Annotated in this window: 17 protein-coding genes; 2 read left to right on the top strand and 15 right to left on the bottom strand. The window is 47.7% G+C overall.

Annotation, left to right across the window (positions count from 1 at the left end; genetic code table 11):
- Window positions 1–12: 12 nt before the first annotated feature.
- The 7 genes from fliG to ACLBLI_RS05540 all read right to left on the bottom strand — a co-directional run bounded on the left by fliG (window position 13) and on the right by ACLBLI_RS05540 (window position 8639).
- On the bottom strand, window positions 13–1053 hold the full coding sequence (gene fliG, locus ACLBLI_RS05570; RefSeq protein WP_414830145.1) for a flagellar motor switch protein FliG: 1041 nt from the start codon (window positions 1051–1053) through the stop codon (window positions 13–15).
- A gap of 11 nt (window positions 1054–1064) precedes the next feature.
- Entirely contained in the window at window positions 1065–2762 is a 1698-nt protein-coding gene (gene fliF / locus ACLBLI_RS05565; protein WP_414830144.1) for a flagellar basal-body MS-ring/collar protein FliF, read from the bottom strand.
- Between the two features lie 12 nt (window positions 2763–2774).
- Window positions 2775–3104, bottom strand: coding sequence for a flagellar hook-basal body complex protein FliE (gene fliE / locus ACLBLI_RS05560; RefSeq protein ID WP_414830143.1), 330 nt, complete (start codon window positions 3102–3104; stop codon window positions 2775–2777).
- Window positions 3105–3329: 225 nt separating this feature from the next.
- Window positions 3330–4673, bottom strand: a complete 1344-nt coding sequence (locus tag ACLBLI_RS05555; protein ID WP_414830142.1) for a sigma-54-dependent transcriptional regulator — start codon at window positions 4671–4673, stop codon at window positions 3330–3332.
- Window positions 4670–5818: a sensor histidine kinase gene (locus tag ACLBLI_RS05550; RefSeq protein WP_414830141.1), complete on the bottom strand. Its 1149-nt coding sequence runs from the start codon at window positions 5816–5818 to the stop codon at window positions 4670–4672. The genes ACLBLI_RS05555 and ACLBLI_RS05550 overlap by 4 nt, the downstream gene beginning before the upstream one ends.
- Before the next feature lie 410 nt (window positions 5819–6228).
- Complete coding sequence (locus ACLBLI_RS05545; protein WP_414830140.1) at window positions 6229–7689, bottom strand: sigma-54 dependent transcriptional regulator; 1461 nt, start codon at window positions 7687–7689, stop codon at window positions 6229–6231.
- Between the two features lie 146 nt (window positions 7690–7835).
- Complete coding sequence (locus ACLBLI_RS05540) at window positions 7836–8639, bottom strand: flagellin (protein WP_414830139.1); 804 nt, start codon at window positions 8637–8639, stop codon at window positions 7836–7838.
- A 461-nt stretch (window positions 8640–9100) separates the two neighbouring features.
- Between ACLBLI_RS05540 and ACLBLI_RS05535 the strand changes: the two genes are divergently transcribed.
- Window positions 9101–9733, top strand: a complete 633-nt coding sequence (locus tag ACLBLI_RS05535) for a hypothetical protein (protein ID WP_414830138.1) — start codon at window positions 9101–9103, stop codon at window positions 9731–9733.
- A gap of 162 nt (window positions 9734–9895) precedes the next feature.
- Window positions 9896–11043 (top strand): IS3 family transposase gene (locus tag ACLBLI_RS05530; protein ID WP_414830137.1). Its coding sequence is split into 2 segments (ribosomal slippage): window positions 9896–10133 and window positions 10133–11043, totalling 1149 coding nucleotides; the frame shifts between segments, so codons are not numbered across the junction.
- Between the two features lie 20 nt (window positions 11044–11063).
- On the opposite strand, the gene ACLBLI_RS05525 is transcribed toward ACLBLI_RS05530, so the two are convergent.
- The 8 genes from ACLBLI_RS05525 to ACLBLI_RS05490 form a co-directional block, all read right to left on the bottom strand.
- Window positions 11064–11936, bottom strand: coding sequence for an FkbM family methyltransferase (locus ACLBLI_RS05525; RefSeq protein WP_414830136.1), 873 nt, complete (start codon window positions 11934–11936; stop codon window positions 11064–11066).
- A 28-nt stretch (window positions 11937–11964) separates the two neighbouring features.
- A complete protein-coding gene (locus tag ACLBLI_RS05520) occupies window positions 11965–12924 on the bottom strand; it encodes a hypothetical protein (protein ID WP_414830135.1) in 960 nt (319 codons plus the stop codon).
- Complete coding sequence (locus tag ACLBLI_RS05515) at window positions 12921–13976, bottom strand: methyltransferase domain-containing protein (protein ID WP_414830134.1); 1056 nt, start codon at window positions 13974–13976, stop codon at window positions 12921–12923. Before ACLBLI_RS05515 ends, ACLBLI_RS05520 begins: the two co-directional genes overlap by 4 nt.
- Window position 13977: 1 nt before the next feature.
- Window positions 13978–16260, bottom strand: coding sequence for an N-acetylneuraminate synthase family protein (locus tag ACLBLI_RS05510; protein ID WP_414830133.1), 2283 nt, complete (start codon window positions 16258–16260; stop codon window positions 13978–13980).
- Window position 16261: 1 nt separating this feature from the next.
- Window positions 16262–16951 (bottom strand): cytidylyltransferase domain-containing protein, encoded by a 690-nt coding sequence (locus ACLBLI_RS05505; protein WP_414830132.1) that lies wholly within the window; start codon window positions 16949–16951, stop codon window positions 16262–16264.
- Complete coding sequence (locus ACLBLI_RS05500) at window positions 16944–18029, bottom strand: polysialyltransferase family glycosyltransferase (protein WP_414830131.1); 1086 nt, start codon at window positions 18027–18029, stop codon at window positions 16944–16946. Before ACLBLI_RS05500 ends, ACLBLI_RS05505 begins: the two co-directional genes overlap by 8 nt.
- Before the next feature lie 67 nt (window positions 18030–18096).
- On the bottom strand, window positions 18097–21612 hold the full coding sequence (locus ACLBLI_RS05495) for a 6-hydroxymethylpterin diphosphokinase MptE-like protein (protein WP_414830130.1): 3516 nt from the start codon (window positions 21610–21612) through the stop codon (window positions 18097–18099).
- A gap of 36 nt (window positions 21613–21648) precedes the next feature.
- Entirely contained in the window at window positions 21649–22665 is a 1017-nt protein-coding gene (locus ACLBLI_RS05490) for a glycosyltransferase family 2 protein (protein ID WP_414830129.1), read from the bottom strand.
- Between the last annotated feature and the right edge of the window lies 1 nt (window position 22666).

Genomic DNA, 22666 nt, shown 5'->3' with positions numbered 1-22666 from the left:
GTCAGGATGCCATTACAGGAATTCTTCACCACCACCACCGCCAAGCATGATCTCACCAGAGTCAGCCAGACGACGTGCAACAGACAGGATCTCTTTCTGCGCGGTTTCCACTTCGGAGATGCGCACAGGTCCGAGCGCCTCAAGATCATCGGCCAGCATTTCTGCCGCACGCTTAGACATGTTCTTCATGATCTTAGCCTTCAGCTCTTCGTCGGCACCCTTGATGGCCTTAAGCAGCGCATCCTGTTGCACTTCGCGTAAAATAGCCTGAATACCTCGATCGTCTACATCCACCAGGTTGTCGAAGACAAACATTAAGTCCTGAATTTGCTGACTCATCTCTTCGTCCTGTTCGCGGATGGCATCCATCAACTGACCTTCGATAGCCGTATCCAGATAATTCATAATATCGGCAGCGGATTTCAGGCCGCCCATCTTGGCAGCCTGGGTACCGGCCTGACCGGCGAATTGTTTTTCCATTATCTCGTTGAGCTCCTGCAACGCGGCTGGCTGCACTTCTTCGAGGTTTGCAATACGCATTAACAGATCCAGGCGGACTTTTTCCGGGAACTGCGCCAGAATTTCGGCGCTTTGCTCAGCTTCCAGATAAGACAGTACAATCGTCTGTATCTGTGGGTGTTCGTTGCGAATGATGCTTGCCACCTGCTTGGAATCCATCCATTTCAGTGAGTCTAAGCCTTTCGCGCCGGTGCCCATCATGATTTGATCAATCAGGTTTGCGGCTTTATCTTCGCCAAGTGCAGCAGTCAGGGCGCGTTTTACAAAGTCCTGACTCTGGAACCCAATGGTGCTGTAGTTTTGTATTTCTTCGATGAAATGCTTGTGCACTGCCGTAATTTTGGCCTGCGTCATATCATCGACTTTGGCCATTTCCGAGCCTAATTTTTGCACCTGTTTGGGCTCAAGATGCTTCAGGATTTGCGCCGCATCTTCCTCCGACAAACTCAACAGCAGGATGGCGGCTTTTTCTACCCCTTCCAGTTTACTGACGTCGTATGTGGTTTCTTCCACTGTTGCTAGTTCTTCAGCCATTGGCCCCATTCCTACTCATCTTGCATCAACCAGCCTTTTACTACCTGCGCGGATAACTCTGGCTCATTGGCCACCAGCGCACGTACGGCTTTCAATACATCTTCATCTTTATGCAGATCCGGCAGCATCAGCGAGCCGTCAGAGGCAAAACCAACCTGCCCTTCATCAAACTCCTGAGACAGCATACTAATGGTCTCATCGCCCAGATCCAGCCCTTCATCAGCATCAAAGTCATCGCCGTCTTTCGTGGCATCCGGATGAATGAGTTTACGCAGCATCGGACGGATAACAAAGACAATCAGTACAATGATTACCAGACCGCCGATAACCAGCTTAAGTATAGGCAGGAATGCAGGCTGTTCCCAAAGCGGCAATTCTTCTACTTCGCCGGTATCCATGCGGGTAAATGGCACACTTACCACTTCCAGTGAATCTCCTCGGGTTACGTCAAATCCAATTCCGCCCTGTAGCAGGCGACGGATATTCAGCAACTCTTCCTGTGCCCGTGGCGTTTGCGTCACGGTGCCATCTTCGGCAGTCGTTGGCACATAATCCAGGGCAACCGAAACGCTCAATCGGCGGATCACACCGGTTTGTTTCTTAGTGTGGCTGATGGTCGTGTCGAGCTCATAGTTACGTGTTGCTTCTTTAGAGCTGCGACCCGGAACAGGTTGTTGCGCACCATCACCTATCGCATTTTCAGGAATGTTGGCATCCAGCGGCGGTTGGTTTGACAACGCACCAGGAATGCCACCTGCCACCGAACCTACGCTGTTCTCTTCTACCACCATTTCACTGCGAACCGCTGGCAAATCAGGATTATAGCTACGCTGGGTTTGTTCAAGCGCCGTGAAGTCCATGGTGACATCGGCTTGTGCGGTGTAGTTGCCAATACCGAGTACCGGGATAAGTATGGCGTCTATTTTTTCCAGATATTCATCTTCGCGCTGGCGCTCAAGCTCATATTCCTTGCGGGCACGGGCACTCATAGAATCCTGAGACCCGGAGTTTAGCAAACGACCATTACTGTCTGTCACCGTGACTTTTGAAGGCTCCATTCCCTGCACTGCCGACGCCACGATATCAACCACAGCATCGACTTCTTCGCCTTTTATAACAGTGCCGCGCTTAGCGGTGAGTACCACCGTAGCAGATGCCTTTTTCTCGCGGCGGGCAAACACATTTTCTTTTGGCATGGCCAGCAGTACGCGGGCTTTTTGCACGCTGGTCATTTCTTCAATGGTCGAGGCTATCTGCTGCTCGCGAGCATGCTTGAGTCGCTCCATCTCAAGGCGCTGGCTAACACCAAACCCCATGTCCTGCATGATGATGTCAGTGCCATTGCTGGACTCGTTAGAAATGCCTTGGCGGGTCATTCCTAAGCGAATGTCCTGGAACTGATCATTGCGAACGTAAACCGTATTGCCCTGCAACTGATAATCGATTTGATTGGCGTCAAGGTAATCGAGCGTCTCGATGAGCTCCTGCGTTTCCATTTTGGCCAGCGGACGATAGTCAGGCTCCTGCGCCCAGATAAGGATAAATACTGCAATGGCCACGCAGATAACCAGTACTACCACCAGCGCCATCTGGCGCATCATGTCTGCACTGCCCAGCGTGTCCATAAACCCGGATTTGTTCTCCGGTTCGTTGTCTGAGCCTGCTGCCTGGTCGGCAACGGTCAGGTTCGTGCCTGTCGCTTCAGCCATGGGTTACTCCACCTAAACCGGCATATTCATAATAGTTTTGTAGGCTTCCAACACTTTATTGCGCACCTGAACGGTGGCTTCAAAGGCAATACCCGACTTTTCTTTTACCAGCATGACTTCGGCAAGACTCAATGACTGGTCTCCCATTTCAAAGCGTTGCTGGGCATCTTTGGATTCAAGCTGCATGCTATTCACACCGTCGATTGCGTTTTTCAGCATATCGGAAAACTCATTCGCCGACGGATTTTGCCTGATGAGTTCCTGGGGCTCGTTAACCTGAAGACGAGTTTGCCCGATCATGCTTTGCATTTCCTGATACAAACTGTTGGCTTTCACGTCCATAACAACTCCTGGGGATATTGGTTGTCAGATTATTGGCTGACATTTCACTGATAAGTGGACATCAGCAATTACCGCACCAACTTTAAAATCACTTTTAATTCAAAGTGTTATAAACGATGCCAAAAAAATGACAGGGGGTGGCGCTACGCAATAAAAAAGACCGCTTCCGCGGTCTTTTGGTTATAACAGTTAACTAAGGCGTTTTACTGAGAATATAGCGTAACATTATGCTGGCACGTCGATACCGTCCTCGCGCATTTTTGCCAGTTTGTAGCGCAGAGTCCGAGGGCTTATCCCAAGCTTTTCTGCGACATCTTTACGCTTCCCATTACACATTTCCAGCGTATCCAGAATGATTTGGTGCTCTTGCTGACGCAGTTCCGAGCCTAAGCGGCTCGATTCTTCCACCGCAGACGGCTCTGGCGAGTGACTGGCCAGTGATGCGGCCATATCAATCATCAGATCAGACGAGTCGATACAATTGTCTTCGCACAGAATAAGCGCGCGTTGCACCACATTTTCAAGTTCACGTACGTTACCCGGCCAGGTATATTGAGTAAGCTTATTGCGTGCTGCTGCACTGAGCTTAATCGTGCCCAGCTTCTGCACCTGTGCATGACGCGCAATCAGGTGTTCCGCTAATGGCACGATGTCGCCGGGACGCTGCGCCAGCGGGCGCCATACAATTGGAAATACATTCAAGCGATAATAAAGATCTTCGCGGAATTCGCCGGCCTCGACAGCTTGTCTTAAATCGCGGTTACTGGTAGCAATAACACGGACGTCCAGCTGCACAGTTTTGCGACCGCCGAGACGTTCGACTTCCCGTTCCTGCAATACGCGTAATAGTTTTGCCTGCAGGCTTAAATCCATCTCGGTGATTTCGTCCAGCAACAAGGTACCGTTCTGAGCCTGTTCAAATTTGCCGGGGCACGCCTGAACCGCTCCAGTAAACGCGCCTTTTTCGTATCCAAACAAGGTTGCTTCAAGCATGTTCTCAGGAATTGCCGCACAGTTTATTGCCACAAAAGGCTCTGCCGCACGTGGCGACTGATCGTGAATATAGCGCGACAACACTTCTTTACCCGAACCACTGGGCCCCAATACCATTACGGTGGCCTCAGATTTCGCGACCTTTCCCGCCAGCTTCAGTAACTCGATACTGCTGGAGTCAGCGACTACCGGTGTGCGGCTTTCGACTTTCTGCGCCGGAGCATAACGCCCAACCAGATTAAGCAACACTTCCGGTGCGAACGGCTTAGACAAATAGTCCGTTGCACCATCACGCATAGCCTGAACGGCGTCATCGATAGTGGCATAAGCAGTCATCAGCAGGACCGGCATTTGCGGCGACTTGCTTTTAATATTTTTTAGTAGAGACAATCCATTCATGCCGCCCATCTGAATATCGCTGACGACCAGATCCACCGACTGATTTGTCAGTTGCATCAGCGCATCTTCGGCGCTGTCAGCTGCAAGCACGTGATAGTCCGCCAGCAACAGCGTATCTACCAGTGCCTCTCGCAGACCGGCATCATCTTCAACAATAAGTATGGTGGTTTTGCTCATGAGTGAACTCCTGCATAACAATGCGGATGACTATCCTGCGCAGTGGCGCAGGGCAGAGAAACAGTAAAACACGCGCCATGGTCAACCAAATTTGCTACAGATAACTGGCCTTTGTGCGCGTTAATCACAGACTTGACCACAGCAAGTCCCAGCCCGGTTCCATGGGTTTTAGTGGTAAAGAAGGGTTCAAAAATCCGGTGTTGCAGTTCCGCAGGTACACCTGGTCCCTGATCACAAACTGTAATGGCTACCTGCCCTTCACCGCACAAGGCTTTAACCTTAATTGTGCCCGCTTTCGGCGTGACCTGGCTGGCGTTATTAATCAGGTTAAGCAATGCCCCCTGAAGTGCGGTGATGTTGCCTGTAAAGGTAACGTCTGAATCGAATCCTTCCAGCCTGATATTCTGTTCTGCCTGCTGTGCGATTGTTTGCGCGGTAGTACGAATAGCCTCATCGACATCCTGCAGGGTAAGCGACGTAACAACCTGCTCTTCGCCGGATTTAGCGAACAGCAACATATCATTGACCTGACTTTCCAGCTCTTTTAGCCGCGCTGAAAGCTTATTGGCAAAGTTGTGCGATGCCTCTTCACCCAACCCCTTTCGGGTAAGGTTAGACGCATATAGCATGGCGGCAGATAACGGCGTTCTGATCTGGTGTGCCAGCGACGCTACCATCTTGCCTAATGACGACAGACGCTGCATATGACTGACTCTCGCCTGTAATTGACGGGTTTCTGTCAGGTCCGTTAATACAATCAATTGGCCCGGTTCTTTTTCCAGCGGCGTGATGGATAGCTTTACCCGTCGACCATCCGTTAGTGAGACTTCGTGACCGTCATCCGCCCGGGGTTTAAACGAGCGATGAATGATGGTTCGCCAAACCTGACCTTCCAGGGGTTCTCCGAGAAGATCCCGCGCCTGGTCGTTTGCCTGTCGAACGATACCGCGACCATCCAATACGATCACACCTGCTGGCATAACCTTAAGTAAATGTTCAAGCCGGCTGGCCTGCTGACGCAAAGAGGTAATATCAGCAGATGACACATCCTGATTACGCCGTGTTTGGTCCTGACCAAACGCGGTATACATCGAGTCGTCATTGTCAAAATGTGGTGTGGCGCTAAGACTGCTATCGTATGCCATAGTATCCTCGTCAAAAAGCAGACGGCTTGCTTATGTCATAGTGGATAGCACGGTTCGTGCCAACTTAATTTTTCTTTATATTCATAATGTTACTAGAAATCCCGACACTATTATCGTCGTCAAAGATCCGACTCTCTACACCAAGGGCATTAGTGCATACTTGATTTGGTCACCGAATTTGTTAATCAAATTATTGCGCAAAGATAGCGGCGTTGCGCTACTGAACAGAGGGAAAGGCAAAATCTCGGCGTTATGCTAACGGCGTCGACATGGACAACGTTCTTGATAAAAAGTGATATGAGAAACGCCGGGCTTGAAATTTAAACCTGAGTACAAAGTCGGTTACAGCCCGGTCAACATCCAAAAGTAATAACGGGTAAAGTCGGGGGCAAGGAGCTCGCCCCGCAGAATCAGATTTGCTCTTCGCGCTGGATGTCGTATTTACGCATTTTTTCGACCAGCGTCGTCCTGCGCATCCCCAATTTGTCTGCCGCACGGGCAACCACCCAGTCCTGTTGTTCCAGTGCCTGACGAATGAGATTTATTTCCAGCTCAGACAAATATTCTTTAAGATTTACGCCGCTTTCCGGCAGCTGCGAAGACAAATAGGCATCGTTATCCTGTGTCGCAGACGCGTCATCTTCCGGCAGCTCACTGGCAGCAGCTTCAGCAAAGATCGCATTAAAGGCATCTCTTTCCAGTAATTCTTCAGGATAGTCCGGCTGATATGCTTCTACCTCACCATATTGATACTTTTGCGGCAAATCCTGTATGTCGACGATCTGACCGGGATACAGGATGCTCAATCGCTCAACCAGATTTGACAACTCACGCACATTGCCCGCCCAGTCATGTTCCATTAATGAGCCGATAGCCTGCTCGGTGAAACGAACACCGTCAACACCATCGCCCTGGATACGACTAATCAACTCCTGTAATAACAGCGGAATATCATCGCGACGCTCTCGTAGCGCTGGACTGTCAATTGGAAATACATTGAGGCGATAGTATAAATCCTCACGGAATTTATCGTCTCTTATCATCGTCTCTAAATCACGATGCGTTGCGGCAATAATACGTACGTTGCACTGCATAGGCTTGTTGCCGCCAACACGTTCAAAAGTACGTTCCTGCAAAACCCGTAACAGCTTGACCTGCATCTGCATTGGCATATCGCCGATTTCATCCAGAAACAAGGTGCCGCCTTCAGCGAGCTCGAATCGCCCTTTTCGTGCACTGATAGCACCGGTAAACGCCCCTTTTTCGTGCCCGAATAACTCACTTTCTAACAGCTCACCAGGAATAGCACCACAGTTCACTGGAATAAAAGGACCATCCTTTCTGGCAGAGAGAAAGTGTACGTTGCGCGCGACGACTTCTTTTCCTGTTCCTGATTCACCCAGGATCAGTACGGTTGCATCCGTAGGCGCTACTTGCTCAACGAGACGCCGTACACCCTGTATCTGGTCACTTTTACCAACCAGGCTGCGGAATAACCGGGTCTTTGCACCGCTTCCACGGATAGCACCGGGCTTCTGGCGGCTATATTCCTGACAACGATGAATGGCTTGGGTTAACGCCGGGTATGTAAGTGGAAGAGTAATAACACTGACAAGGTTGCAGTCTGGCTTGATATCGCTGCTCTGAGGCTGAATAGCCACAAAAGGAATATGAGGAAACTGCGTAATGACTGTCTTGGCTTTCACCGCGTCATCAAAATCAATCAGCACAGCATCAACCGAAGCGGTGCGTAATGCCTCTTCACAAGCAATTAAGCTTGTGTGCTGGCATGGCTCACCCAAGAAGGTAATGATGGTTTCTAAGCTGTGAGTAAGGTCGCCGTTATCACTAACGAGCAGAATATCCTTCATCAATTCCCCGAAAACGCGTTTTTATTATTAACAGTTTAGCGCACCTGCATGATTGTAACGGCAAAAGATACCAGCGCAACTGCTGATTCCTGAATTCCAGTAATAAAAAAAGCAGGTTACCCTGCTTTTTTCAAATTCAGTGAAGATTAATTAAGCAGGTTGAGCACTTGTCCCTGCTGCTGATTGGACTGAGCCTGAACCGTTAACGCTGCCTGACCTAATGTATCATTGGCAATGCTTTGCGACACGGCCTGCGCATAGTCAGTATCCGCGATTCGGCTTCGCGCTGCAGACGTATTCACATCGGCTTGAGACAGGTTGCGAGCCGTGCTCTCAAACTGACTCTGGGTTGCTCCAAGATCAGAGCGTGCACCGCCAACCACTTCGATAGCAGCATCCGCTGCACTGAGTGCATCGTTTACGCTGGTTCCGCCGGTGATATCGATGCTGAGCACATCAGACAGCTGACTGCCAATGTCCTGCGTATTTACATCAATTTGCTGACCGTCATTTGCCCCAACCTGAAAACTCAATGAACCGTTTTCCGATAACAGCGGCTTTCCGGCGAAATTGGTTTGCTCAATGGTCTGGCTGATATTGTCCTGTAACTGCGTGATCTCAGACTGAATAGCCTGTTTATCAGAATCGCTTAGGATCCCGTTGCCGGCCTGAATGGTAAGCTCGCGAATGCGGTTAACATCATTATTGATGTTACCTAAACCACCTTCTGCTACCTGCGCCAGTGAGATGCCGTCATAGGCGTTACTAATAGCCTGGCGGTTACCTTCAACCTGCGAGGTTAGTCTGTCGATAATTTGCTGCGCGGCTGCGCCGTCAGCAGCGCTGTTTATCTTCTTGCCGCTGGCCAGTTTCTCCATCAGGTTGGTTTGTTTTTCCTGCACCTGCTGAAGTAACGAACTGTTAGATTGCGCTCCATCAATATTTATCATGACACCACCCCACTCATTATTTAATAAATAATAGCATGACATTGAGCGTTTAGTAAGCAACGCCCCGTGTTAAACTTAATACGTGAAACCCTAGAACTATACGCAAGCGGTTAGCGCTAAACAGCGCTCCCACTCGGACAAAATGCTAATCCGTCTGTTAAGTATAATCTCACCAAGCGTCTCTGTGTAAAATCAAGCTCAGTTGGTGCTGATATCGTTTCGGCTTTGCTTCCACACGGTCCAGCTGCAAACGACATAGCATGGCGTCACACTGGACGCTCTACACTCTTTCATTTGACTTTTCATACAAGCAGAGCTCTCTTCTTTCAAGCCATCGTCAATATTGCGTGCTAACTGTGTAGTCAGAATTCCACCAAGTAAGAACAACCATTAAGTTATTTCCTGTTCTGTCGATAACATTTGTATGTATTATTGGTATTTATTTTGTAGGAAATCACGTAATGAGCAGTCTTTACGAACTTGGTATCAAACATGGAACTGACAAGACCATAATTTCTGCTACCCATAAGAAAAGTTATCTTCATATCTATGAAAGGTTATTTGCCTCATTGTCGCAATATGAAGAGATACGTATTCTGGAAATTGGGGTTCGAGGTGGTAACTCCGTCAATATGTGGCTTGAGCGTTTTCCGAACGCTATCGTCGTAGCAATAGATATCTGTGAGTGTGACTTTAAGGTATTCGACGAGTCGAGATACATTTTCTATAGAGCTGATCAGCGTGATACGGATCTACTTAAAGAAATCGGCCTTAGGCACAAAGCCTATGACATCATCATTGATGATGGAAGTCATATTATTGAAGATTATATTGAGAGCTTTTATGCGCTTTACCCCTATCTAAGAAGAAATGGGTTTTATGTCATCGAAGACTTGTATAACAATTACTCAGAATGGAATACAACGAGAACCACCCGCCCAAACGGAAACGGTACTGCATTCAATGAATTCCAAAACTTCTTGACCAAGCAGGTTCATTTGGGGAGAGCGTTTGATTACACGGACTCTCATCTCAACATATTTTCTATTCATCAGTATCCAGGTCTGATGATCGTGATGAAGGATTTAGTGTGATCACCTGAAACATTAAGCTGGCGTCGCAGTGGTGACGTCATTTACGTAGTTCGTTTTCTAAATTTATCAAAGAAATACAGCTGAACCAAAGTGCGGTTTGAATCGCCACTAATTTCCTAGACGCCTCTCAGTTAGATAAACTAACTGAAAAGAGAGGTGCTTATGAGCGGTAAACGCTACCCTGAAGAATTTAAAATTGAAGCGGTCAAACAAGTCGTTGATCGTGGCCATTCTGTCGCTGATGTTGCCAAGCGACTCGATATCACTACTCACAGCTTGTATGCCTGGGTTAAAAAGTTCGGCCCTGATTCCAAGAAGCATAATGATTTATCTGAGGCCCAGGCTGAGATAAAGCGGCTTCAGAAAGAATTAAAACGGGCTACAGAAGAACGGGATATATTAAAAAAAGCCGCGGCGTACTTCGCAAAGCAGTCCGATTGAGGTACGCCTTTATCAAGGATAATAGCGATTGCTGGCCTGTTCGTTGGTTATGTCGGATGCTGGATGTTCATCCGAGCGGATACTATGCCTGGAGCAGTAAGCCTCTGTCGAAACGCGATAAAGCCAACCGACGCCTAACAGGCCTAATAAAGCAATTCTGGCTGGAGTCTGGTGGCGTGTACGGCTACCGAAAAATCCATTCAGATTTGCGTGACATCGGTGAACGATGCGGTATTAACCGCGTTCACCGGCTCATGGTTCGGGAAGGATTACGTGCCCAGGTTGGCTACCGACGACCTCGTCATCGAGGCGGAGAAAGCCACGTTGTAGTTCCAAATCGTCTGAATCGGGAATTTAATCCCGCCGCACCCGATGAAGCCTGGGTCACGGATATCACGCACGTCCGAACTCACGAAGGCTGGCTATACCTGGCGGTTGTCGTGGACTTGTTCTCCCGAAAGGTTATCGGCTGGTCAATGCAGCAACGAATAACGAAAGATATAGTGCTCAATGCTCTGTTGATGGCTGTATGGCGTCGGAATCCGAAGCAACAAGTGACGGTGCACTCAGATCAAGGTAGTCAATATACCAGCCATGACTGGCAGGCATTCCTAAAAGCGAATGGTCTAGAGGGAAGTATGAGCCGACGAGGTAACTGTCATGATAACGCTGTTGCAGAAAGCTTCTTCCAGCTGCTGAAGCGAGAGAGAATCAAAAAGAAAATCTACTCAACCAGAGATGATGCCCGTGCTGACATATTCGATTACATCGAAATGTTTTATAACTGCAAACGCAAACATGGTTCCAATAATTTACTGTCACCAGTAGAGTATGAAAAACGCCATGTTCAACAGCTGGGAAGTGTCTAGGCTAATAGTGGCGATTCAGTTTATTGATGAGTAAACGACTTTCGTTTGGTAAATAATAACTCTAGGCAATTATATTTGTGATAACGCCGGGGTAGGTTATAAACCTGATATCCACGCTCTGTAAACGCGTCCATCAGCTTCTGTACACGCACGTAAAACTCACAAAACTGAATTATTTCAGCTTCATATCTTTCAAATTCAACCACAATCTGCGTTGGCAATTTTCTGTTCTTCTCAACCAAGTCCTCAAGTATGGGTAATGCTGCTCCCTCAATGTCCATTTTTAAAATATCGACGTTTTCATGGCCCAGCGAGTTCATTATGTCTTCGAGGGTACGACACTCAGCGGTAAACTTTTTGCCCTTATGTGCCATTAACATTGACGGACTTCTGCCCTCTTTCTCAGGGCAAGAGAATACCGTAGTCGTGTTTTCAGTCCACACGCCGTAATCGAAAAAGGTTAACTGTGGGTGCGGATTTTTACTGATGTAGTCGGCCGCTATTGGCGCGGGATCAAATAAATAAACGTGGGTATCGTAATGCTCGGCTACTGCGACATCAAAGCTGGTGTCAGTAAGTACGCCAAGGGAATAGACCACGGGTGGTTCAGAAAACGTCTGCTGCTTGTCAATAAGATAGTTCCCCATCCGGATAAGCGTCCCGTCTGGCTGACGCAATGCGTCTTCAAACTCTTTTGCGAGAACTCTTCTGGCATCAAATCTGTAAAAAAGGACATTATCTAACTTCCCGTAGGTGAGTAACCATAGCTTAGGAATAAGCTGATAACGAGTGCGGTAATAGAGCCCCATGGCCTCGCCATAGAAATATCTTAGCAGCCTTTTCTTTTTTGAATAATATTTAAGGTCGGATATGAACCCGTGCTCAGTCGGCATGCATTCCCCTTTACCGATATCTTCTCAATTAATAATTTCTGGCAACTTTATTGTGTTCACTAAAGTTACCCACCAACACTCTTCTGAAAGCGCCTTTTCGCTGTGGAATGCCCCGATGGATCCCCGTCTGATTACTGATAATTAATGTGCCTTTTGGCGCAATCATCTTGATTGCGTGGAGATAATCGCCACTTAGCATATCCCGTGAACGAATGCCCATTCGTTCTGTATAGCGCAGCTCCAGCCGGTGTAAATACGGTAATTTGTGGGTACCGGGTGCGTAGCAGTAAGGACCATCACCCTCACTTAGTACATCTGTCAGATATAAAAAAGCTTTGTGCGTACCAAAAATATTGTCGATGTGAAACCCCCGGGTGTCAGTGATGGACTGATTCTCATACACCTGAGTATTGGTATAAAGAAAAGGAGACACTTGTCTGACAATTTGTTGCACCAGCCCGGAAGAAAACTGAGCTTCACATTCTGTGATTAGGGAGTCGGATGCAAAATCTTTGATTTTCTGAACGTTGAAAACGTCCCGCATCCCGGTGTCGGAGCTCTCACTTCCCCGGATATTAACAATAGGTGCACCGAACTCCACCAATTCATTAAAATTATTTGCCAGCTTCAGGTTGCGTTGCCAGGACACTCCGTCAATACAGCCGTGCTCAGTGTCTGGATTGGCAGCGTCGTCCGAGAGGCGCGACATGAGCGCATCAAATTTGCCGTTGAAGTCGTTAATGGATTGCTCTGACACGACGTTAGTTAAACACACCACGCCATAATGACGAAGTGCCCGGGTAATGCTTGTCATGTTTTTGGCGGCGAATTCAAACGTCACGGTGTTGATGTCTGCCCGCGCACATTCGGCGGACTGAGACAGCATCGCTACCTTTTTCAAAAACGCGTCTCTGTCATTTATTCCATTAGCTGCAAAGTGCGTGACGCTGGGGTGACAGGACTGGCTTTGCAATGAAGCGTTCATCATTTCACCAAATCAACGTATAACGACATCTGTGGATAGGTTTGATCGATGTCACTTCCCTGCATAGCACCACTCACGGAACCATTAAACCGGCTTCGGATGCAATGAGTGAAAGGTAATTTTTCGGCTATCGCCTGTATCCGTTCATACCACCAGCCATTGATGTGATCCCCGGGACGCTGCTTATCGAATGTCAGCCCGGAACACAGCTGAGCCACCAGACTCTCTGTATTTTGTCTGAGAAATTGCTTACCGCTGAGACTACATTGCTGCTCGCCAGAACGTAAAAAACGACTTCTTCGCGTCGCGATTTCCCGAACATAAAAATCTGCCTGACTAACTTGCCCTTTCCGCTCTGCATGATTCTCAAACCAGCTTTTTCTAAACGTCCAGAAATCATTTTCAAAAGAAGAAACCTGTTTCAAAAAATCAGCATCCGGACAGGCTATTCTCAATACTCCCTGGTGCTTCAGGACTCTGGCGGCCTCCTGAAGAAAGTGAATGACATGGGATGTTTCGATATGTTCAATCACGTGAGAACAGTAAATATTATCCACCGTATTATCAGCATATGGCAGATCATCACCGCGCATGTCGTAAGATACAAATGGTTGCTGCTGCTGGCTTTGATACCAGTCGCTGGGGTAATCGAGATTGACAAAGCCCGGTATAGAGTAGCCACCGGCGCCCACATTTAAGTTCAGCCGCTGCGCCCTCGCGTGAGGAGTAGGCACCGCCAGAGAATGTAACACTTTCCCATCCAACAGAGGTAAGACCTGGACTGAAGCACTGAATAACCGGTTTATCTCTTCTTCCGCTTGTGACGTACTGGCCGTGATATTAACCGGTGCCATCACTGCTTCAAGTGAAAGAGGCCCACCACTCCGACATGCTTTCAACAGCTGACTCTTAAATACGCCGCCTAACAGGCTGTTGTTTTCATCAACGATGAACACCACGCCTTTTTTATTCTCGAAGGTATCGTTAACAATGGTGTCAAATTGCTGGTCTGCGGTGTGCACATAAGGCGCTTCACATGTGATTCGGGAGATCATATTACCCTCCTGCAACTGACAGCGGTGTTTGCTGTGCATCCAGCTTATCCTGCAAGGCATCAAAAGCTTGCCAGAACCCTTCCCCCTCGTTTTTGTGTCCCTGCCAGATTTCCGGCAGCCAGGTGGCATCAGGGCAATATCGCTGCATCAGAGAAAATAACTTCGTAAACGGAATTTCACCTGTCCCGATTTGCAGCCCTTCATCATCAACACCTTTCGCATCCGCAATATGTAAATGCTTAACGCGATCACCTAACAGAGTGAAAAAAGATTCTATCTCAATGTCCAGAAAGTTTGCCGCCAGCCAGCTGTGCGAAACATCAAGACAAAGATTCACGTCATAGGTATCGGCAAACTGTGCTGTTTCGTGTGGATCTACAAACAAATTATGATAGCGCTGGCCACCAAAGTGCCATGGGAATGGCGGCATGGTCTGGATCAGTAAATCGATACCTTTCAACCGCAGCGATGTCAATGTCTCGCCCAACACCTTATACATTCGCTCGCGTGTTGCCTCGTCGACAAAGGCATCCTGAGAAAAGCCTCCGGCGTTAACCACTACCGGTATGCATTTCTGGGTCGGATAGAATTTTCCAATCTCTCGTGCCACATCGAAAACGCGGTTTAACCATTCAACAGACCGGGAACGATAATCAGTGTCGGGAGACGCCAAATCCAGCGTGTGGTCCTGCGCGAAAAGTTCAGGCGCATGAACGACAACTTTTCGCTGATTATCGATTTGCAGATAATCAGAAGGAGTTAAGTCCAGGTCTTTAAAGCTCAAATGAAACTCAACCAGTCCCATGTTCCCAGTATGTGCCAGTCTGACATCGTGATAGCGGACAGGGATACCGAAACAGCCTGGCAGCGCAAACTTTAAATTTTCGCTTCTGCGGGTTTCACTGATATCCGAGGTAAAGAACGCTCCGCCCCTGTTCACATCTCTGGTAGCGACTTTGCCAACTAGATCGCCGACTTTATTTGGCGATAGCCCTTTGCCGGGGCTTTTCACTTCAATCATGTCACGTGTAATCACGGTGCCTTGGGCAATGTTGCATGCCGCGTACAGGCTTTTCCCGAGCACTTCCCGGTTAATCATTTCGCCCTGACTCAGCGTTCTTGAAGCGCCACTGCCAATAGCCTGCTCTACTTGCCTTATACCTTTTACCATGGCGGCAAATTCGTTGGGCAACAGGCTGACTTTATGGTCATTTCCCTCTTGATTCCGATCCAGGGTGAAATGCTTTTCTATCACTTTAGCCCCAAGGGCAACGGCGGCAACCGCCACGTGTATGTCGCGCTCATGACCGGAATAACCGATTAACCCCTGATTTATGGTTGCTAGCTTTTGAAGGTATTTCAGGTTCACATCTTTAAAAGGTGCGGGGTATGTCGAGTTACAGTGCAGAAGCACAAAACGTGCTCCCTGTGCTTTTAAAAGTGCGACCGACTCTTCAATTTCCTCGTCGGTAGCCATGCCGGTAGAAATGATCATCGGCTTATGTTTTTTGGCTGTGTGCAACAACAGGGGATGATTGGTGAGATCGGCAGAGGCCATTTTAAAGGCGGGTACCTCAAGCGCATCCAGTTTATCACAGCTTACCTGATCGAATGGCGTGCACAGAAAAGTGATCTGTTTCTCAAGACAGTAATCTGCTATTTGTTTAAACGCATCGTCACCAAGCTGATATTTATTTAACAGTTCGAGGACATACTGTGATCCAAGATCTTCGCTGGGGTCTGCGTCATCTCCTTTGTTGATATAGAGAGAGTCGAGATCCCGCATCTGGAACTTTACGCAATCCGCCCCCGCCGCCACGGCGTGATCAATTAACTTCAGCGCTGACTTCAGACTTCCATTATGATTGTTACCGATTTCAGCAATCACAAAGGTTTTGCTTTGCGGTGCAATCACATGATTATCAATGGAAATAACCGGAGAGGTGCGACGAGCGACTCCAATTATCTGCGAATGATGGTTCAGTACCGGAATACACCGAATCCTTTCATTCAACATCGATTCAAGCATCAGGCTATCCTGCTCTTCATGGACAGCCATACAGTTCGCGTTCATCGCGACCTGAACGGATTGTGACAAATCGATTGTCGATTGTTTCAACACCCAGCGTCGAAAGTCACCGTCGGTAAAGCATCCTCTCAGGTGCTTGCGGGAATCCGCCACAAACAGGATCTGATGTTTGTTTTTATTAAGCTTTTGTAACGCCTCGGCGACGGAGGCAGTATTAAGCAACGTAAACTGTTCAATATCCCTGTCAATAATCATATCAGACCTCTGCCTGCTCTTTTAAACATTGCTCTGCCAGGAAAAAGTCAAATTCATTGTCGATATCGACACAGCTATCCTCTGCCATCTCATAAAGTGCCACTTTCCCTCCCAGCCGATTACCGTACGTTTTTAAAACGTCAGGAGTAAATACATAAATAGAGCCATTTTCCTGATACTGCGGCTGCATATCCTGACGACGCGGCCTATTGCGATAGTCATAGTTTAGGGATTGCACAACACCATGCTCATCGCGCTGCCACAGAAAACGATGTGAAGCTGCAACCGAAAGTAAAGAGTCTGCCCGCTCTTTACGCAACGTTGTCACTGCATTATCGATATCCCGCGCGCTTCGCACCGGCGACGTGCATTGCAAAAAAACGACCAGTGAAGGTTCAACACCTTGCTGGGATAAAAACTCCAATGCGTGAAGAAGTGACGACTCTGAGGATGCTTCATCACCACTTATGCTGTCAGGCCTAACGATAGGTTTTGCACCATACTGTGCTGCAATCGACAGAATGTCATTACTATCACTGGATACATACACGTCATCAATGGTCTCAGCGTCCCTCGCGTGCATCACACTGTGCGCAATCAGAGGTTTACCGGCTAAGGCTTTAATATTCTTTCCGGGCAGGCCTTTGGAGCCGCCCCGGGCAGGAATAATACACACTGTCTTTTCAGTCACTTTCACATACCTCGGCTTCGATATAGCGGCGCTCAACCGCTTCGGGAAGGCACTGAAAATTTATGCGGATCGCTTCGCTGTTGGTAAATAAGTCGCTGCCGTAGACTCCCGCTTTATCGGCCTGACTTAGAACATCGTTGGTCGGGGCATAACAGGTAAGCTTAACCTGTTCAAACACCTGAGCGGCAACATAGAAGAACGTCGAGACAAAGCCACAAACATGTGCAGGCGGAGATGCCTGCTGATAAAACCAGATTTCCAAGGGAGAGTCGATGTACAGGATCTCCAATTGAGGAAACGCATCTGCTAGGGCATCGTTAAAATGCTGAGACTGTCCCCGGTGTGGCACATAAACCACTTCGCTTGTCGCCTCGGCAATAATCGTCTCGATGAAAGCGTGATAGTCACGTACCGAACAAAAATCCCTCTCAAGAATTTTGGCGCCAATAATCAGCGTTGTATCAGTCGCCAGACTATCAAACGATTTTTGCAGGCTCCGAAGAGTGTTATGGCGTGTCAGTATTTGCTGAGGAACATGCTTATCAAACACCGTAAACATGTTTAATTTTGTTACGTCTCTCAGTGACAGCCCATAGTCCTCTTTAATCTTTTGCGCCTCCCGCAGGCGCGCCCCAGAACCATAGACAGGCAGGCTAAACAGCCGCCCTTTAGGCAAGTGATAATAGCAGAAAGCCAGGGTAGCCGTGCCGTCATCGAGTAGCCACTTTTCCGGCGCATTGCTCGTTGCTGCAATATCTTTTTGCCATTGCGAACGAAAATCTGAAATAAACAAGCGTCTGTAGTCGTTATGCTTCAATTCGTTATAAACGCGGGCGTAAACCCCAATACGTTCATTTAAATCAGTATCAGAGGCAGTGTCTGTATCTCCGAAGTACCATTTTACGCCAGCCGCATTGAGATTTTTGTAAAACGATTTCACGGCTTCAAGCTGAGCGAAATTCCTGCTGGAATGTGATGTCACAACGACAATATCCAATGCCGATATTGTAAATTCATCGATGGCTTCACTCAGACAAATCAGGTGAAAAGGTGACTCTATTAATGCAATATGCTTCATACTGATTTCGGAAACAAACTCTTAATTAACTATCGACCAAAAATAAATTGTCTTGAGTCAAAGTGCTCTACTTCTCAAGCAGATATGGGCGTTTTGCGCACTGAAAATCCCGGTATTCGGCCAGATAATCCGGCCCAAAACGTTCCAGAGTTAATTTATGCCACCCGGGGCGCTCAAAAATTCTCATACTGCGGTGCCCGTTAGGTAATAACGTTTCCTTGTTACTCAGACTCATTTTCGAAAACGCGATGGCAATATTTGCATCGTAGATGTGGTCATACTCATTGTAGATCCAGTCAGGTAAAACGTATGGTTCTTCAATGCCTTCATTTACATAGACTTTAGGCAATATCAGACTGTAACGTTCCGCAACCGTTAGGAAACTCAGAGCGATAGAAACCCGGAAAAAGTCGTTTGCCTGTAATATTGCGTTGTCGGTAAATATGTTTCCACCAAGCCAGAGACAAGGACAGTCAAAACCCGCCGTTATACTGACTATCTCACTGCTCTTTTCATTTGAAATTACCAGCGCCTTTCGTGCCAGCTTTGTCAACAGGTCTTCAAGTTCACCGTGAGAAGCATGTGCAAGGTAAACAATTACCTGCGATTCAGTGTCCGTGTGATGTTTGACAAATCTAGGCTCTACCCAGCGCACATTCAGACTGATGTCATTTTCGGCAATAAATCCTTTCAACGCCTCACGAAAAGACACGGAGTCAGTCACTACAGTGACTGAAAAACCGTCAAGACTTTGCTTTAAAGAGGTGTAGTAGCGCCGCTGTGAAATCGCCGTTGACACATCGAAAGCCAGCTCAGGCAACAACATCTGCTTGTGCATCATGCTAAATGACGTTTCCCAGTGGGCTCTGATCTTTTCACAGGCTTCAACACATTGTTCTTCATCAAGCCCTGCCCCAAGTACTTTCGAGAGTGCAGCGTGAAAGTAATTCATGGAGCCATAAAGGTAGTAAAAAAGCAGGCTTTTATGAGACTGGTACGAATCAAACATAAGCTTCTTTTGTGATTCGATAGATTGTTCAGCTTGCTCGCTACTCTCGAAGGGTTGCTGGATGCTTTGTTCAAGCGCGCTCAGGTCATCAGAGAGTTGTTGTCTGCTGTATCTATTCTCGTACCGTGCAAAGTAACTCTCTGGCGGAATTTCAACATACAGTTCTTCTCGTAAGGCCTGCAATGTCTGCTGCTTATGGTCTGCAGAATTCGTTAACAGCACCATATCAAGGGGCAAAGGCACAGTTCCTTTAATTCGCGCACCGTCTGAGGTGTTATAACACTCGGGCCTGTAAACAGCCAGCGCACGCTCCAGAGAGGTCCCAGCGACTTTGAATTCGTACTTTGTATTGACCAGATCGGAGAAATTCCCGGGCACCCTCAACGAAACATTGTTTTTTTCGCTGTAATCGTAAACTTCTTCACCATCGTCGTTGTAATAGCCTGAGTCTTTGGAATGGTGCTTTTTCGGATCCTTGAACCCCAGATCGACACCGAAAAGATAAACCTGCTTGCTGCCCCAAGCCATCACTGTGTTTACCGCGAAGTTCGATACGGTTGGAAACGCGTACTTCAATGTGGCGAACCTGTCTTGCTCTACTACCGCCAGGCTAGAAACGGTAGAAGACTCCCCTTCCTTGAAGACCAAATAAATATCTTTGTAGAGCTCACTGGTATCGGGATGGAAACCATTGCAGGAAATCAAATCAATTTTCTTTAGAAACTCATCAGCATAGACTGATTTCGCCCAGTCAAAGGTTGATCGGTTTTGTTCAATTTCAGCGTGAAAATCAGGCTGAATGCCATGCCGATATAGCACCTGAATGGCAGTACCACAGCTTACAATTATCGCCTTATCCTGATTTTCACGCAGCGTTTCCAGCGAACTATCCAGAGAAGGGCCATTGCCAACAATAAACACTGGCGTTTCACACAGGCGCTCGTTAAGTTGAGTGATTTTGCTACTCTGCAAAAATTTGTGCTTTCTGCGAATGGATTCAAGCGTGTGGCTAATTCCAAAGTAAGCGTGATCGAAGTACTCTCCCATTGCAATAACGACCTGCAACTGCTCTCTGAGTTGTGCGATTGCATTACTCAGTCGGTCGTCAAAATACCCCTGATAAAAATAGGTCTGGGCGAGTACGTATGGCCCGATAGAGTGAAACTGGTTCAGCAAGTCCGTGAACAAATGACTACCGTCATCACCTACGTTCAAATAGATACGTCCCCCTTCTTCGTCAACTTTTTCGAGTAGGGACGCCCAGTCGATAGCGAATAATGAGGCGTAGAAGAAATCCCGATTTGGCTCACAGATAAAAAGCTTTTCGATTGTGCGCTCTTCGCTGATGATTTTCAGATCATAGCCACTCCCGAGCCCAAACATGATCAGCGACTTAATTCGAGATGGCAACGATTGTTGCTTTTCATGGACATCGTCCAGGATCTCTTCAGATTTATTAACGAACTGATAGTGCAGATAGTGCTTTAACTTGTCACCGTCATAGCCGAGCACGACGCCATCTTTCCTGGGGTGCTGGCAAAAACTTTCAAATTGTTGTCTGCACGTCTCGACCGGATCACTGGCATACCAGGGTGTCAGCAAGCGACGACTCACCAGGTTTATCGCTTCCCCTTCCTGCACGGGGAGCCAGCTTTCCGGCTCATAGCTCTTGAATTGCTCGTAAACGTCCGGCACATATTTGGAAAACGCCTGCAGATTTTTTTTGTAGCGCAGGGTCGGTGTCACGTCCTGCCACTTATTGAGCTTCAGCCCCCCCGACCATCGAGGTAAAAAGTGGTTCTTCAAGCCCAGCAATTTGCTTCCTGAGTCTGTATTCTCTTTCAACTGCAAACCGTTGATAGCCAAATCATATACGATGTAGCTGAATGTCGACGTATTGTAATGTCGATACAGATAGACGTCGTCGAATGAGACGTTTTCAGCAAGCTCTCGCAAGTCACTGCGCAGACTCTCACCAGTATTTCCTATTTGTAAATAGATGGAGGTCTTGGCGGACTGAGCCAGCTTGAGAAGTTCATTCCAGGCCAAAACAAATGCAGAGCATCGAAAAAGCTGAGGCTCTGGTTCATAAACGATCAGGTGGTCAACCTTCCCCGACTTAAGAATGTGCTCCAAGTGATAGCCCAGGCCAACACCCAATACCACCATAACAGACACACGAGTTGGCAAGCCATCGCAGAAATAAGACATCAGCGGTGAGTCAGTGAGTGAATGTTCCGTTCCTAATTCGCTGCCCTTGTCGCTCACTGAAAAGCGAAGTGGGTGGGCAAGAAAATCGTGATACTGCTGAAGTACCTCTTTCTGCGGATGCGTGCCATAGAATACCCGCCCCTGGCCATAATCGACTACGTTAGCTTCACCGTGTTTGTTACAAAAAACGGAAAGGTTGCTGGAAGTAATACCGTTCAGCAGTGTTGCGACAGATGGCATGTAAGATCTGAAGGCAATCAGGTTTTTGCGGAATTGGCGGCTGATTAGCTCAGACAACTTTTTTTCAAGTGAGACCTGATAGTCTTCATCGTCGCTAAGGTGTAATTGTATAGACTCGATCATGACGCTGATTGACCTGATGTGAATAGCAATCGATTGCTAATATTTACGACGGAGGCAATCAAGAGCCAAAGCAGCACCAAAGTATTTACCCTCCAGAAACTTTTTTAATCCTACAGTACGGGTAAAGTAATACAAGCCTGCAAGTCCGGTTCTCACTGCATGTCTGCGCAACAAGTGTACGGTTAGCACTGCCACTTCATCGGTATATGAGGCTCGCTCGTAACAGGAGAGGATCTGAGCACCGATTAGCGCGGCGGTTCGCATCGATTTCGTGCTGTAAGGCAGCTTGAGAATATCTGCGGGATAAATCAGAAACTGCGCCATCAGGTTTTCATCCGGAATGTTCACTCCCATTGCAGCAAGTTGCCGAGTTACAATCTGCTGACACCCCTGCAACTGACGGCGGATCTGGGCTGTTGATTCCTGTTGATTATGACGGCGGTAGCGCATTAACGGTTCATGAATTACACCGATTTGGCCGTGACGACTAACATCTACCCAAAACTGATAATCGCTGGCGCCTGCAAGTGTTTCATCGAAGGTAATTGATGCCTCTTTGAGTACGTCGGCGCGAACCATAGTGCCCGGATTCAGAACGTAGTTGTAAAACAATAGTGTCTCTCTGGATACATCCCTAGGATCACGCTTACGATAGATTTCGTCATGCTCAGAAAATTCAATATATTCACAGGTGACTGCGATATGATCAGAGCGCTGTTCCAGAAAGGCTTTCTGTTTTGAAAGTCGGTTCGGGTGGGCGATATCATCAGCATCAAACCAGGCCAGCAAATGCCCCCTTGCCTCAGCCAACAGGGTATTTCTTGAGTTGATTATCCCTTGGTTCTGTGTGTGATTCAGTAAACGAAAACGTGGATCTTCGTTTGCAAATCTACGCAGGATATCACCGGTGTTATCCGTAGAGCCGTCATTAAGGCAGAGAATTTCAAGGTCTGTTTCCGTTTGTCTGACAATCGATGTTAAGGCTTCTTCAAGATAGTCTGCGACGTTATAGCACGGAATAAGCACCGTGATTTGCGGCTTTGCCTGTGACATG

Origin of the sequence: Alteromonas sp. H39, assembly GCF_047556435.1 — a bacterium.
Taxonomy (GTDB): Bacteria; Pseudomonadota; Gammaproteobacteria; order Enterobacterales; family Alteromonadaceae; genus Alteromonas.
The sequence above is the reverse complement of the archived record's forward strand: the minus strand, read 5'-3'. Positions and strand labels throughout refer to the sequence as shown.